Source organism: Streptomyces sp. DSM 118878 (assembly GCF_052936595.1).
In genome coordinates this window covers 970,397-985,109 of record NZ_CP193622.1, presented here as the reverse complement: position 1 = coordinate 985,109, position 14,713 = coordinate 970,397, and the positions used below count along the sequence as shown (strand labels likewise).

Annotated in this window: 11 protein-coding genes; 4 read left to right on the top strand and 7 right to left on the bottom strand. The window is 70.0% G+C overall.

All coding sequences use genetic code 11. The features are described 5' to 3' along the window. Window positions 1–72 precede the first annotated feature (72 nt). From ACRAKF_RS04030 to ACRAKF_RS04020, 3 genes are all read left to right on the top strand, one after another. Complete coding sequence (locus ACRAKF_RS04030) at window positions 73–1,878, top strand: ABC transporter ATP-binding protein (protein ID WP_447035411.1); 1,806 nt, start codon at window positions 73–75, stop codon at window positions 1,876–1,878. A 118-nt stretch (window positions 1,879–1,996) separates the two neighbouring features. Beyond that, entirely contained in the window at window positions 1,997–2,791 is a 795-nt protein-coding gene (gene mltG, locus ACRAKF_RS04025) for an endolytic transglycosylase MltG (protein ID WP_447035410.1), read from the top strand. Window positions 2,792–2,896: 105 nt separating this feature from the next. Further along, a complete protein-coding gene (locus tag ACRAKF_RS04020; RefSeq protein ID WP_447035409.1) occupies window positions 2,897–3,466 on the top strand; it encodes a DinB family protein in 570 nt (189 codons plus the stop codon). Between the two features lie 122 nt (window positions 3,467–3,588). Here ACRAKF_RS04020 and ACRAKF_RS04015 read toward each other — a convergent pair whose 3' ends face one another. The 6 genes from ACRAKF_RS04015 to ACRAKF_RS03990 all read right to left on the bottom strand — a co-directional run bounded on the left by ACRAKF_RS04015 (window position 3,589) and on the right by ACRAKF_RS03990 (window position 12,545). Beyond that, complete coding sequence (locus ACRAKF_RS04015) at window positions 3,589–4,698, bottom strand: NAD(P)-binding domain-containing protein (RefSeq protein WP_447035408.1); 1,110 nt, start codon at window positions 4,696–4,698, stop codon at window positions 3,589–3,591. Window positions 4,699–4,705: 7 nt separating this feature from the next. After that, window positions 4,706–5,167, bottom strand: coding sequence for a hypothetical protein (locus ACRAKF_RS04010; RefSeq protein WP_447035407.1), 462 nt, complete (start codon window positions 5,165–5,167; stop codon window positions 4,706–4,708). A 133-nt stretch (window positions 5,168–5,300) separates the two neighbouring features. Continuing rightward, a complete protein-coding gene (locus tag ACRAKF_RS04005; protein ID WP_447035406.1) occupies window positions 5,301–7,304 on the bottom strand; it encodes an aminotransferase class I/II-fold pyridoxal phosphate-dependent enzyme in 2,004 nt (667 codons plus the stop codon). After that, complete coding sequence (locus ACRAKF_RS04000; RefSeq protein WP_447035405.1) at window positions 7,297–8,271, bottom strand: NAD-dependent epimerase/dehydratase family protein; 975 nt, start codon at window positions 8,269–8,271, stop codon at window positions 7,297–7,299. The genes ACRAKF_RS04005 and ACRAKF_RS04000 overlap by 8 nt, the downstream gene beginning before the upstream one ends. A 90-nt stretch (window positions 8,272–8,361) precedes the next feature. After that, window positions 8,362–11,127, bottom strand: coding sequence for an alpha/beta fold hydrolase (locus ACRAKF_RS03995; protein WP_447035403.1), 2,766 nt, complete (start codon window positions 11,125–11,127; stop codon window positions 8,362–8,364). Between the two features lie 251 nt (window positions 11,128–11,378). After that, window positions 11,379–12,545: an ATP-grasp domain-containing protein gene (locus ACRAKF_RS03990; RefSeq protein WP_447035402.1), complete on the bottom strand. Its 1,167-nt coding sequence runs from the start codon at window positions 12,543–12,545 to the stop codon at window positions 11,379–11,381. 318 nt (window positions 12,546–12,863) lie between these two features. On the opposite strand from ACRAKF_RS03990, the gene ACRAKF_RS03985 reads away from it, so the two are divergent. Beyond that, complete coding sequence (locus ACRAKF_RS03985) at window positions 12,864–13,286, top strand: secondary thiamine-phosphate synthase enzyme YjbQ (RefSeq protein WP_447035401.1); 423 nt, start codon at window positions 12,864–12,866, stop codon at window positions 13,284–13,286. A gap of 298 nt (window positions 13,287–13,584) precedes the next feature. Here ACRAKF_RS03985 and ACRAKF_RS03980 read toward each other — a convergent pair whose 3' ends face one another. Beyond that, a complete protein-coding gene (locus ACRAKF_RS03980; RefSeq protein WP_447035399.1) occupies window positions 13,585–14,643 on the bottom strand; it encodes a spirocyclase AveC family protein in 1,059 nt (352 codons plus the stop codon). Window positions 14,644–14,713: the final 70 nt, after the last annotated feature.

Sequence of the window (14,713 nt, the reverse complement as noted above, 5' to 3'; positions counted from 1 at the left end):
ACGCCTGTCGACCGCCGTCCCTCGATCGCCGGTCACTTCCGTCGACCGCCGTCCAGCATCGGAAAGGAGCCCATGCGCCACGACGAACCCACCTGGACGCCGCCACCTCAGGCCCCCGGCCAGGAACCGCCGCGCCAGATGCGCCGAATCCTCCGCCTCTTCCGTCCCTACCGTGCCCGCCTCGCGCTCGTGGGCCTGCTGGTCTGCGCCGCCTCCCTGGTGTCGGTCGCCACCCCCTTCCTGCTCAAGGAGATCCTCGACACCGCGATCCCCCAGGGGCGTACGGGCCTGCTGAGCCTGCTCGCGCTCGGCATGATCCTCAGCGCGGTGGTCACCAGCGTCTTCGGCGTCCTGCAGACCCTGATCAGCACATCCGTGGGGCAGCGGGTCATGCACGACCTGCGCACCGCGGTCTACGGCCGGCTGCAGAGCATGTCCCTGGCCTTCTTCACCCGCACCCGCACGGGCGAGGTCCAGTCCCGGATAGCCAACGACATCGGCGGCATGCAGGCCACCGTCACGTCCACCGCGACGTCCCTCGTGTCGAACCTGACGAGCGTGATCGCCACGGTCGTCGCCATGCTCGCCCTCGACTGGCGCCTGACCGTCGTCTCGCTGCTGCTGCTCCCGGTGTTCGTATGGATCAGCCGCCGCGTCGGCCGCGAGCGCAAGAAGATCGCCACACAGCGCCAGAAGCAGATGGCCGCGATGGCCGCGACGGTGACCGAGTCGCTCTCCGTGAGCGGCATCGTCCTCGGCCGCACGATGGGCCGTGCCGACTCGCTCACCAAGTCCTTCGCCGACGAGTCCGAGCGCCTCGTCGACCTGGAGATCCGCTCGAACATGGCGGGCCGCTGGCGGATGGCCGTCATCTCGATCGTGATGGCCGCCATGCCCGCCGTCATCTACTGGAGCGCGGGTCTCGCTTTCCAGATGGGCGGCCCGACGGTCTCCATCGGCACGCTCGTCGCCTTCGTCTCGCTCCAGCAGGGCCTGTTCCGCCCGACCGTGAGCCTGCTCTCCACCGGTGTGCAGATCCAGACCTCGCTCGCGCTCTTCCAGCGCATCTTCGAGTACCTCGACCTGGACGTCGACATCACCGAGCCCGAGCACCCCGTCCGCCTCGACAAGATCAAGGGCGAAGTGCGCTTCGAGGACGTCGAGTTCCGCTACGACGAGAAGTCCGGGCCCACGCTCCAGGGCATCGACGTGGCGATACCCGCCGGCGGCAGCCTGGCCGTGGTCGGGGCGACCGGCTCCGGGAAGTCCACGCTGAGCCACCTCGTGCCCCGGTTGTACGACGTCACGGGCGGCCGCGTCACCCTCGACGGGGTCGATGTGAGGGACCTCGACTTCGACACCCTGGCCCGCGCGGTCGGCGTGGTCTCCCAGGAGACGTACCTCTTCCACGCCTCGGTCGCCGACAACCTCCGCTTCGCCAAGCCCGACGCCACCGACGAGGAGCTGATGGCCGCGGCTCGTGCCGCGCAGATCCACGACCACATCGCGTCGCTGCCCGATGGGTACGACACCGTGGTCGGCGAGCGCGGTCACCGCTTCTCGGGCGGTGAGAAGCAGCGGCTCGCCATCGCCCGCACCATCCTGCGTGATCCGCCGGTCCTCATCCTCGACGAGGCCACCAGCGCGCTGGACACCCGTACGGAGCGGGCGGTACAGGAGGCCATCGACGCCCTCTCCGCCGACCGCACCACCCTGACCATCGCTCATCGGCTCTCCACGGTCCGGGGCGCCGATCAGATCGTCGTTCTGGACGGCGGGCGTACCGCCGAGCGGGGTACGCACGAGGAGCTCATGGAACGCGACGGGCGTTACGCCGCCCTCGTCCGCCGGGACGCTCAACTGGAGCCCGCGACATGAAGATATGCAAAGAATGCCCCCATTTGCGGGTTAACGTTCCGACATGCAGATCAAGATTCCGCGCGGGGGCACGAGACGGGGCACGAGGCGGGGCAGGAGACGGTGCACGAGACGGGGCATGATTCGACTGACGCGACGGGGGCGCATCGCCCTGATCGCGGCCGGAGCCGTCGTGGCGGCCACCGCCGTGGCGGTGCCACTGCTACTGCCGGAGGATGACGCGCGGCCCGAAACCCTGACCATCCCGGAGGGCTGGCGCTCGGGTCAGGTGTACGAGGCGGTGGACAAGGCCTTGCGGGTCCCCGCGGGTACCACGAAGCAGGCGGTGCCCAAGGCCGGGCTCAAGCTTCCCGCCGACGCGGGCGGCAACCCGGAGGGGTATCTCTTCCCGGCGACCTATCCGCTCAGTGCCCGGTCGACACCGGCGTCCGTGCTCTCGTACATGGTGAACACCGCGAACAAGAAGTACGACGGCGGCAGCGTCACGGCGGGCGCCGACCGCAACGCGGTGAATGTCTACCAGACGGTCACCATCGCCAGCATGATCGAGGCGGAGGCGGGGTCCAAGGAGGAGATGGGCAAGGTGGCCCGCGTCATCTACAACCGTCTCGACCAGGGCATTCCCCTACAGATGGACTCCACCGTCAACTACGCCCTCAACCGCTCCACGCTGATCACCAGCGACCGCGACACGAAGGTCAACAGCCCTTACAACACCTACGCGCGCATGGGCCTGCCGCCCACACCGATCAGCAACCCGGGGAAAGCGGCGATTCGGGCCGCAGCCAACCCACCGGCGGGGGACTGGCTGTACTTCGTGACGGTGAAGCCGGGCGACACGCGCTTCACGGCGGACTACGAGGAGCACCAGCGGAACGTCAAGGAGTTCAATGAAGTGAGCAAGCAGAGCTAGTGAGCAAGCAGAGCTGACGACTGGGCCGGGACCGGGCCGAGGGCGCCGGTGGTGCGCGGGCCCGAGGGTAAAACAACTGGCGAGCCCGTGTCCGTAGGGACCACCATGAGGCGCATGAGTGACCCAGCGGAGCGATGGAGCCAGGCGAGCGTCTACCCCGACATGTGGGCCGACCCGGACGACGACCCCCGTGGCAACGGAGGAGGCACCCCGGACGGCGAGCTCGCGACGCTGCTGGACTTCCTGGCGAACTACCGCCTGACCCTGCGGTTGAAGTGCGAGGGCTTGGACGCGGAGCAGTTGGCCCGTAGGTCGGTTCCGCCGTCGACGATGTCGTTGCTCGGCCTGATCCGGCACCTCGTCGAGGTGGAGCGGGACTGGCGCAGCTGGATGACCGAAGGCGACCCGGTGCCGAAGCTGTACGGCGAGCGGGACGCGGACTTCGACGGCGCCGTCGCGGACCCGGCGGAGGTCGACGCCGCGTTCGCCGACCTGGAGCGCGAGCAGGCCGCGACCGACGCCGCGCTGGCCGAGCACAAGGACCTGGGCGAGCGTGTCGGCAAGGACCGGGTCGCGGTCCGCGAGCTGATGGTGCACAGGATCGAGGAGTACGCCCGCCACTGCGGGCACGCCGATCTGCTGCGCGAGTGCGTCGACGGGCGGGTCGGCCAGTAGACCTCACTCAGCCCGCCGCGGCTGCCGCAGCCGCAGCCGCTACCGCACCGGCACCGGGCCCAAGCCGCCGCCAAGGCCGGGCACCGGTCCCGCTCAGACCGCCGCCGGCACCGGGGCCCCGCTCAGACCGCCGCCGGCGCGCCCGTAAGTAGCTGCTGGATGTCGCGTACGGCGGCTCGGCCCGCTCGGTTGGCGCCGATCGTGCTTGCCGACGGGCCGTAACCGACCAGGTGGACGCGGGGATCGGCGGCTGCCCGCGTGCCCTCCATGCGGATGCCGCCGCCCGGCTCACGCAGGCGTAGGGGCGCCAGGTGGTCGATCGCCGCGCGGAAACCCGTCGCCCAGAGGATGACGTCGGCGTCGACCCGGCGACCGTCGTCCCACGCGACGCCGGTCGGCGTGACGCGGTCGAACATCGGCAGCCTGTCGAGGACCCCGGCGGCCCGCGCCGCCCGGATCGCGTCGTTCACGGGGAGGCCGGTCACCGACACCACGCTGCGCGGCGGCAGGCCCTGGCGTACGCGCTCCTCGACCATGGCCACGGCCGAGCGGCCCCAGTCCTCGTCGAACGGGCCCTCGCGGAAGACCGGCGGACGCCGGGTGACCCAGGTGGTCTCCGCCGCGAGGGGAGCGATCTCCATCAGGTGCTGGGTGCCCGACGCCCCACCGCCGACAACGATCACCCGCTGTCCCGCGAAGGCCTCCGGCCCCGGGTAGACGGCGGTGTGCAACTGCCGTCCACGGAACGTCTCCTGCCCCGGATAGCGGGGCCAGAACGGCCGGTCCCACGTGCCCGTGGCGTTGATCAGCGCGCGCGTCGACCACGTGCCCGCCGAGGTCTCCACGAGCAGCCGCCCGCCGTCGCCCTCCCGCACCGCGTCGACGTCGACGGGGCGACGCACCCGCAGATCGAAGCGGTCCTCGTACGCGGTGAAGTACTCCCCGATGACCTCCGAGGACGGCCGTGCGGGGTCGGCGCCGGTCAGCTCCATGCCCGGCAGCGCGTGCATGCCGTGCACCTTGCCGTACGTCAGGGAGGGCCACCGGAACTGCCACGCGCCGCCGGGCCGGGGCGCGTGGTCGAGGACCACGAAGTCCCGGCCCGGTTCGAGGCCCGTACGCCGCAGGTGGTAGGCGCTGGACAGGCCCGCCTGCCCGGCGCCGATGACGACGACGTCCACTTCGTTCGCCGCCGGGCCGCCCGCTGCTTCTCGTACCCCGATGTCGTTCACGTTTCTACTAACTCCCCGGGGTCGCCGGATCTTCCCTGCGTCTCCGGCTCTCGCAGACCGAGGGATCATCCTTGGTCTCCACCGTCAGGAACGACAGGACCTCGTCGCCGATGTTCTTCAGGTCGTGCAGGTGATGGCGGCCCCCGGCCAGGGAGAAGACCAGGGTCTGCCCGCGCTCGTACGAGATCTCACGTGACGTGCCGTCGGCGGCGTGCTGGCGGGCGCGGCCGCCGGTGAGGGCGATCCAGGTGTAGTCCAGGACGTGCCGGTGCACGGGTATGCGCTCACCCGGCAGCAGATGCGTCTCCCAGACCCGCACCTGGTCGGTCTCGTGCACCAGCTTCTGGCCGATGCCGTCGTGGTGGCTGTTGGCGTCGAACTCCGCGTGCAGCGGCGCGCTCCAACGGTCGTACCCGTCGGCGACGACGGTGCTGGTCAGGGAGGTGTCGGGAGGAGAATCGTTGTCCATGAACCGGGTCCTTTCGGCCTTTCGACAGGCGACAGGTGTGTGCCGCTCGACAGGCGACAGGTGTGTGCGGCGCCTTCATGCGTGCGGGCTGTGCCTCGATACGTGCGCGACCGATCACAAGGTGCGCGACCGATCACAGCGCCGCGGTGAGCGCGTCGAGCAGGGTGTCGTTGGCGCGGCGCGTGCCGATGGAGACGCGGCAGGTGGACGGTATGAGGCGCCCGGTGTCGGCGACGATGATGCCCGCGCCGCGAAGCTGCTCCATCACGTACTCGTGCTTGTGGAGCCGGACCAGCAGGAAGTTGGCCTCGGTGGGGAAGACCCGCTCCACCGCCGGGTGCGCGGCGAGAGCCGCCGCCATCCGCTCGCGCTCGGCGCGGATGAGCCGGATGGAGGCCGTCACCTTCCGGGAGTTGGTCAGCCGGTCGCGTACCGCACGCTGGGAGGCGTCGGTGAAACCGAAGGGGACCTGCACCCGCCGCAGGGCGTCGACGAGGCCGGGCCCGGCCAGGGCGATGCCGCAGCGCGCGCTCGCGAGCCCCCACGCCTTGGAGAGGGTCCGCAGCACGATGAGGTTGTCATGCTCCTCGACGAGCCCGGCGTAAGACGGGTTCTCACTGAACTCGACATAGGCCTCGTCGATCACGACGAGCCCCTTCGTGCGCGTGATCAGGTCGAGGACCTGCCCACGGTCGAGCCTCGTACCGACGGGGTTGTTCGGATCACACAGGATGGTCACCCGGGGATCGGCCGCCAGGATTTCCTCGACGTCGATCTCGGACAGGTCCTCGCCCCGCAGCGGTGACTCGACGACGGGCAGCCGCAGCAGGCGGGCGAAGTGGGCGTAGAGCTCGAAGGTCGGCGGGGTGACGCACACCCGCTCGCCGGGCGACGCCAGCGCGACCAGCAGCAGCATGACGGCGTCGACGGCTCCACTGGTGAAGAGCAGATGGCCGGCGCCGAGCGAACCGAGGCCCTCCTGGCCAGGCAGTTTCCCGACCCGGGAGAGGTACGTACGAGCCAGCTCCGCCGTGTCCAGATGGGGATAGCGGGCCTCGGCGCCGAGAAACGGGTTGGTGTTGCCCGACAGGTCGACCATGTCGAACCGCGGCTTGTCACGGAACCGGGCGGGCCCCGGCACCGGAACCGTCGCGACGGGCGGCGCCGCGAAGCGCGACAACTCCGATGGGGCACCCACCTCCTCCGGCGCCGCGAGCCCCTCGGCGCGCACCCAGTGGTCCAAGGGGACGAACAGGTCGGCCCCGAGCCGGCGCATGCGCTCGGCGTCCCCCCGGCCGAGGTGCACCCAGTCGAGCCCGAAGCGCCGCGCGTCGAGGCAGAGCCGGTACACGGCCGCCAGATACAGGTTGTACCGGGCGAGGGGGTCGTCGCGGTCGGCGGCCTGCGTGAGGAGGTAGACGCCTCGGCCGCTGTGGGACCTGACCAGGAGCCCCGCCTGCACGACGGTGCTCCCGCGACGCCGCACGAACAGCTCGGTGCGGTCCGCCAGCGAGCCGCGGGCCCACGCGTCTAGGGCCTCGGCCCCGTACGGGTGGTGGCCGGCCCCGTACAGGTAGTGGGCGACGGCCCCGTACGAATGGTGGCCGGCCCCGGCGCGTGTCGCGCGGCGCCGGTGGAGTTCCACGAAGGCGTCCTTGGCCCAGGACTCCGTGTCGAGCCTGGTCAGAGGTATGCGTTCCCACGTCGCAACCTTGGAGACCGCGTGCTGACGGCGGCGGAGATCGCGGAGCTGGCGTGCGCCCACACGGTCGCGCAGGATGTCGTCGACCTCGCCGGTCAGCCGGACGACGCATTCGCTGCCCGCGGCGAAGGGCACGAGACCGGCGGCCCGCAGCGCGCCCGCGTCATCGGTGCGGCGCACATGGGGCACGAGGAGCTGCGGCACGTCCAGGGACCGCGCGTCGCGGGCCAGCGCGTCGAGAATCCGGCCCGTGGGCGCGGGGCTGGACGGGCCGTACAGGGCGCCGCCGCCCACGAGGGTGGGTCGCTCAAGGACCGAGGTGTCGACCGCGTCCCGCAGAACGCCGAGCCGCGCGAGCCGGGCCACGGGCTCCTCGGAGCCGAGGGCGGCGCTCAGCACCTGCCGCAGCGCGTCGAGATCCGCGGGCCTACGCATGCCGGGCCCCCTCGCCCCGGAGGCCGTACCCGCGCTCGGCGGCGTACTTCTCGATGCGGTCGCGGTACTCCTCGTACAGCTCGGCCAGGGTCCGGGCGATGCCCTCCCGCCAGCCGACGGAGCAGTCACCGATGAGCGAGCGGCGCCTCTCGTGGTCGAACACCGCCGTCTCGCGGCTGTAGTCGCCGCGGTCGAGCAGGACCGGCACCCCGGTGAGTTCGGACATGTACTTCAGCAGGTCGGTCATGCCCACCTCCTCGTCACCGCCCCAGTTGAGGACGCGGGCCGGCGCCTGCGCCGCGCCCCACAGCAGCGGCACCTGCCGGACGAGGTCGTCGGCGTGCAGCAGGTTGCAGTAGTTCTGCCCCTCCAGGGGCACCGCGCACGGCTTGCCCGCCCGCATCTGATTGAAGAGGATCATGGGTACGCCGCCGTGGCCGTGCACCCCGTAGGCGATGTTGAGCCGGGCGATGACCGACGGCAGGCCGAGCGCCTCGCTCAGGCCGCGCACCACGCCCTCGGCGGAGAGCTTGGCCACGGGGTATGTCGGCAGCCAGGGCGCCGCCCCGCCGAGAGGGTCGCTCTCCCGGTAGCGGTGGGTGCGGTCGGCCCGGTTGTAGACCACTCCGGAGGACACGTACAGGAACGCCTCGGCCCGCGAACAGTGTGTCATCAGCCGGGCGGTGCCCACGGCGTTGACGCGGGCCGTCTCATCGAAGTCGGCGCCGTCGCCGCGGTGCACGGCGGAGTGCAGTACGTGGGTGAAGTCGCGCGGCAGCTCCGCCAGGTCACCGGCCGCCATGTCCCAGGTGAAGGTGCGCGCGCCCCGTTCCTCCAGGGCCCTGCGGGCGGTGTGGTCCCCGAAGCGGCCCAGGCACCACACCTCGTTGTCGGGAGCGAGCGCTTCGGCGACGGGCCTCGCGACCTGCCCGGTCCCGCCGGTGACGAGAATCTTCTTGCCATGCATGACTCTGACCGTCCTTAACGGTGTGCGTCTGTGCGACGAGCGGTGTGTGACGAGCGGTGTGCGTTGACTGTGTGCGACGAGCGTCGGGTGTCATCGGCCGAGCGCGTGGGTCAGCTCGCGTCGCAGTGTCGCCTGGAAGGTCCGTACGTGCTGCGGGCTCATCAGGGTGTAGTGCTCGCCGTCGACCTCGATGTACGTGTTGGGGCCGCGGGTGAAGTCGTCCCAGTGGCGCAGCCGGCCCTCCAGCCACTCCTGCTTGGTGCCCTTCAGGGGGGTGCAGTAGAAGACGTGCGCCCGGTCCACCGAGCCCGAGGGTTCGTAGGTGCGGCCAAGGTGCACCATGCTCTGCGCCAGGTGGACCCAGCGGGTGAACCGGCGCACGGTGAGGTCGAGTTCGGTGAGCCTGCGCCGTGGTGCCTGGTCGATCAGGTACGAGAGCTGCTCCGCCTCGGGCAGGGGCGCGAGCTTGGCGGTGAGGCCCTCGATGTCGGCGGGGTCGATCAGTTCGAGGAACAGGGCCAGGTTGATCGCCCCGTCGGTGAACGTGATCTCGTTCATCCGGTCGGAGATACTGGGCGGCAGATTGAAGACGCCCACGAACTTGACCTCACCACCCGCCGCTTCGAGGCGCTTGGCGATCTCGAAGGCGACGGCGGCGCCGTAGGAGTAGCCCGCGACGGCGTAGGGGCCGGTGGGCTGCGTCCGCCGGATCGCCTCCACGTAGGTGGAGACCATCTCGTCGAAGGACCCGAAATGGGTCTCGCCCTCTCCGAAGCCCCGCGCCCGCAGGGCGTAGAAGGGCCGCTCGCCGGTGAAGTACTGGGCGAGGTTGATGAAGACGAGTATCTCTCCGAGGCCCGGATGCACGCAGAACAGCGGGGTCCCGTCGCCGGTGACCTGTAGTGGCACCAGCGGGTCGTAGGCGGAGTCCCCGGCGGCTTCGCGCCCGGCGCCGAGGCTACCGGCCAGTGCGCGGACGGACGGAGCCTGGAGCAGGGTCGACATCGGCACGTCGTCGATGCCGAACGCGATCTGTATCTCCAGTTTCAGCCGCAGCACGTCGAGTGAGGTGCCGCCCAGGTCGAAGAAGCTGGCGGTCACCGGGACCTTCGCGGTGTTCAGGACGCGGGCGTAGATCTCCGCGAGCGCGGTCTCGACGTCCCCCTCGGGAGCCACATGGCGGCCGAGGAAGCGGGTGCTCACCTCCTCGGCGCGGTGAACGGCCCCGGCGAGGCTGCCGTCCTCCACGGCCGTGCGCAGCCGTGACCGCTGGACCTTGCCGAGGTTGCCTCGGGGGATCTCGGCCTCGGTGACCGGCAGGATCAACTGGGGGCGGAAGCCCCAGTGCATCACCGTCGAGCTCCGGATGGCCACGATCGCCTGGTACACGGCTGTGTCGTCGGTGAGGTCGCCCGCCGGTGCGAACGCGACGGCGAGCTGCTCCGAGTCGGCTCCCTCGGGCCGGATCGGGAAGGCCGCCACCTGGCCGCGCCTGATCTCGCCCAGCTCGTCGAGGACGGTCTCCAGGTCATGGCTGTAGTAGTTGACGCCGTTGACGATGATGGAGTCCTTCGTCCGGCCCACCAGCGTCAACCGGCCCGCCGCGTCGAGCCGCCCCAGGTCACCGGTGCGGAACCAGCCGTCGGCGGTGAAGGCCTCCGCGGTCGCCTCGTCGTTGTTGAAGTACCCGTCCGTCACCATCGGGCCACGCAGTTGCACCTCACCGGGCTCCGCGCTGCCCGGCCGGCCGGTGGCTGCCAGGATCTTCCCGGAGCCGTCGGCGATACGGATGCGCAGGCCGCGCACGGGACGGCCGAGCGGCGGGAACTCGGCCTCCGGGTCGCGGTCGGTGAAGTCGCGGTTGAAGACGCTGCCCGCGCACGTCTCGGTCATCCCGAAGGCGGGCACGATCACGTCGTCGCGCAATCCGTACGCGGAGAGGGTGTCCAGGAATTCCCGGACGGTGGCGGTCACCGTGGCCTCGCCACCGGAGATGATGTGCCGGATTTCGGACAGGTCCACTTCCTGCCGGGAAGGCGGCCGGTGGTCGAGCGCTTGATTGATCTGCCCGAACAGGAAGTTGGGCGTGAAAGTCACCCGCACGCGATGCGCCGACAGCAGCCTGAGGAATTCGACGGGATCGGCGAGGACTGTGGCCGGGTCCGTCATGACTTGGTCGGCACCGTTGAACATGGGCAGCAGATGCGCCTCGATCGCGGCGATGTGATCGGTGGAGATCCAGTTCAACGACGTGTCGTCGGGGCCGAGTTCGAGCGCTTCCGCCTTCCCGGCCTGCGCCGCGAGGAGATGGGCGTGGGTGAGCCTGACCGCCTTGCTCCTGCCGGTGGAACCGGAGGTGAGCATCAGCAGGGCGAGATCGCCGGGGGCGGGCGCGTGGGTCCACTCGGCAGCGGGGGACGCGTGGTCCAGTTCCTCAGCGGGGGACGTGTGCTCCAGCTCCTCCACCGTGACGGTTCGCAGGCCGTCATCCGGCAGGTCTCCGTGGCCTCCCTTGGCAGTGATCACCAGGGGGTCCGCCAGGAGTTCACGCAGATGGCGCAGTTGGGCCCGCCACCGGGGCGGGTCCGCGGGCGGCGCGACGGGGCACGGCACCACACCGCTGAGCACGCAGCCCCAGAAGGCGCGGAAGAAGGTCGCGGGGCCGTCGGCGACGATCAGCACTCGGTCGCCGGGGGCCACGCCCTGACCGCGCAGCCCCCGCGAGATCCGCTCCGCGGACTCCCGCAGCTCGGCGTAGGAGAGGAAGGAGCCGCCGACGAACGTCACACCGCGCGAGGTGTGGCGGGCCGCGTCATCCAACAGTTCGGGAAGCGTCGAGAAACGGGGCTGATCCATGAGTGATGAATTCGACATGATGGCGAAAGCCTCCGATCGGGAGGGGCGGAATGTGAGTGATTCCGTCGCTGGTCACGGTGAATGCATGCTGATGGGCGCAATGGCTCCGGGTGGGATGAACCGCGGTATCGTCCACGCATGGTGAGGGGCGGGCACCGCGAGATTGTCGCGGAAGCTCCCGTAGATTGCACACGAATACGCCGCACGGAGAGCGTGACGCCCTCTGGTCGCGACCGTTCAGGCGCGGCTTCTTATCCGCCGCCGATTTCGTTGAAGCGCACGATCTCCTGGATCGTCTTCTGCAGTTCGAGCTCGTCCGGGTCGGATACGACGGCCTCTCCGACCCTGCCGTACGGGCCGACCGGAGCGTCGGGCGAAGAGTCGTACTGCAATTCGTCGAACCGGAAATTACGTGCGAAGTCTTCCTGGGTCAGCTCGCTGCCGGGAAAGCGGCGCAGCAGCATGTATCCGTAGAAGCGGTCCGGGGTGCGTTGTGTCAGATCCTGGGCCGGCTCCTCGCCGAGCGCCAGGCTGATCTCGACGTCGAACAGGTCGACGCCGTGGGTCAGCTTGTTCACGCGCGGGGAGAGGGCGCCGGGAAGGCGAATGGCGCATTCGCCGAAGGTCAGGCCGGTGTCCTGATGGAACGCTTCGAGATGGAACACGCAGTCGGGTGCGGCGAGGCTGCCGAGCACCTCCCCGGCGAGGGCCTCCGCACGCTCGAAGAGCGTTTCGTGCTGCCGCCGGTCCAGTACGTGCGCGGCGAGGACGCCGCCCTCGACGGCGCTGAGCGGGGCGGTGTGATAGCTGCTCATGGAGTACCAGCGCAGGCCGCCGTCCCGCCAGACGCCGTCGACGTAGACCTCCGGGGCATCGACGAACGACTCGGCGACGATCCCCACGTCCGACGGGCCGGGCACGGCCTCCAGGGCCCGGGCGTACTCCTCCGGCGAGCGCACGACGCTCGTACGGACCGAACCGGCTCCGGTGGCGGGCTTGACGACGAAGGTGTCTCCCAGGTCGTCCACGAGTCCGGCGTACGAGGTATCACTCGTCACGTACCGGCAGCGTGCGCGCCGGACGTGGTCCGGCAGTCTGCTCTTCTGGAGGTACTTGTCCCGGAAGTAGAGGGTCGCCGCGGGATCGGAATGCCCCGGCAGGCCGAGGTGCTGTCGCAGGAAAGCGGCGCCGAAAACGCCCATCTCGTGGACGCTGAGTACGCCGGCGACGTCGTCGAGCGGGATGGAGAGGGCCGCCCGCAGGATTTCCTGGGCGTTCTCCATGTCATTGACGAGCTTGTAATTCTTTTCCCTGGGTGGGTTGGCCGGCGGCTGGACGATATAGAAAGGGTCGAGCCCCCGGCTGTGCAGTGCGCGGTCCAGATCATTCCGATAGCCGATGACAATAAGTGCCGTCATTCATGTTCCCCCGAATTGCGGCCAGCCAGAACTGTCGAGAAAGATTCACCGTACCGCCACCCGGATTGGGTGGCACTGTCAACGCATTGGCATCGTGTCACAGGTAAAGAGGGATGTGGATATGGAGCAGCATGATCCTTTGTGCGTCACGGTGTGAGGTGGGTCACAAAACGCGCTTTGCGATGCCCGGTTTGGGAATCGCTCATGACGTTTCTGGTCATCGGGGTGTATTCACCGCGCTGGCCATATATGGCGCCACATAAGAAAAGTCGGGTCGGCGGCAAGGCGCCCGGAGGCAGAGTGGGGGAGGATGGGGGCATGTCCGATGCGTTCACCACCCGAGTCCTCCGGGTCACCACCGGCTCCACCGAGACGGTCCATGACCTGACCCGCGACTGCGAAGCCTTCCTGAGTGAGGTCGCGGCCGGCCGTGACGGCCTCCTGAACCTCTTCGTGCCGCATGCCACGGCGGGCCTCGCGATCCTGGAGACCGGCGCAGGCAGCGACGACGACCTCCTCGCCGCGCTGCACACCCTGCTCCCGGCCGACGACCGCTGGCAGCACCGCCACGGCAGCCCCGGCCACGGCCGCGACCACGTCCTGCCCGCGCTCGTGCCGCCGCACGCGACGCTACCGGTGATCGGCGGGAGCCTGGAGCTCGGGACGTGGCAGTCGGTGTGCCTCGTGGACACCAACGTCTCCAATGTCAACCGGCAGGTTCGGCTGAGCTTCCTGGGCTGATCAAGATCATCCTGGGTGTGACCGCGCCCTGCTCAGGCCGGGCAACGCGGGCTCGAACACCGCGTCCGACCACATCACCGCCGCCCGGCTGGTCCTGGCGCAGCTCCCGCCGCGGCACGAATCGTTCGACACCGCGCCGGAATCCGCTCCCGCCCCGGCTCCCAGGCTCCTGAGCCGTCTGGATCTCGCGGTCCGGCGCGTCCCTCGGCCGGTCCTGCCCCCGGCACGTACATCGCGGGCCCCAACCGTTGCCGGTGGGGCCCGCGTGGCGCACTGGAGCGGGAAGAGCGCGCCGGCGTCAGTACGCGGCGGCGGGGCGGAAGAATTCCGGCAGGTCGTCGGGGGGAGCGCCGTGGTTCCAGGCGAACAGCACATGCCCGGCCACGTACGCGAGATAGGCCACGTTGGTGGCCCCGGCCACCGCCAGCAGCCGCAGCCAGGTGCTGTGCCGCCACGACAGATCGCCGACCCCGCGCTCCATCAGCCTCTCGCCCCGCTCGTTCACCGAGAAGCGAAGCATGGCCAGGGTGGCGAAGTAGGCGCCCGCCACGACGACTTCGTACAGCGGGAACTGGTACCAGGAGCCGCTGAACAACGTCAGCGCCGGAGTGGCGCCCGACCAGATGAAGAAGCCGAGCAGCGGGAAGAACGACTCCGACGCGACGGTCAGCAGCATCCCCAGAAGGAAGGCGAACCCCACCAGCCGGATCCGGCGGATCTCGGGACGGCGGTTGGCCAGCCACTGCACGCCGGCGCCCACCGCGACGGCCGCGATCACGGTTCCCATCCCGGCGACGAGCGCGTGCAGCGGCATCTCCGCCTGCTGATGCGGCCCCGGCCCCTGCCAGCCGGGTACGTACGGTCCCCAGGAACTCGACGCCAGGAACTGGTTGGTGTTCACGGTGACCACCGGATCGAACCAGTTCACCAACGGGTCCTGCCAGGCGCTGAGCACACAGCCGCCGACCAGCAGCAAATCGAAGGTCGCCCGCCCCTGAGCGCGCGAGTCCCGCACGTATTGGCGGGTGAGCAGCACGACCGGCACCACCGTGCTGAGCGGCACGACCAGCCCGATCACCTGCCGGGTGGTGCTGAACTGGTGATCCCCGTCCGCCTTGTCGATGCCCGTGCCATCGGCCACCCAACTGGCCAGGACGTACACCTGCAATACGACGAAGAACACCCCCAGGCACGCCCAGATCACCACCGGCGGAGGACGACGCGCCCCACGGCGCGGGGCGACGGGCGCCGGATCGGGGCCCGGCCGCGCCCGCTCCTGCTCGGGCAGGGAGGGCGTACGTGCCGGGTCCTTCGTGTCGTCAGCCTCCGGGACGGAGGCCGGGTGATTGCTGCTCATACTCTTCCTTTCGGGTGTCGGCGCGGATCAGGTGTCGGCGCGGATCGAGTGCCGGTGCGGAATGGGTGTC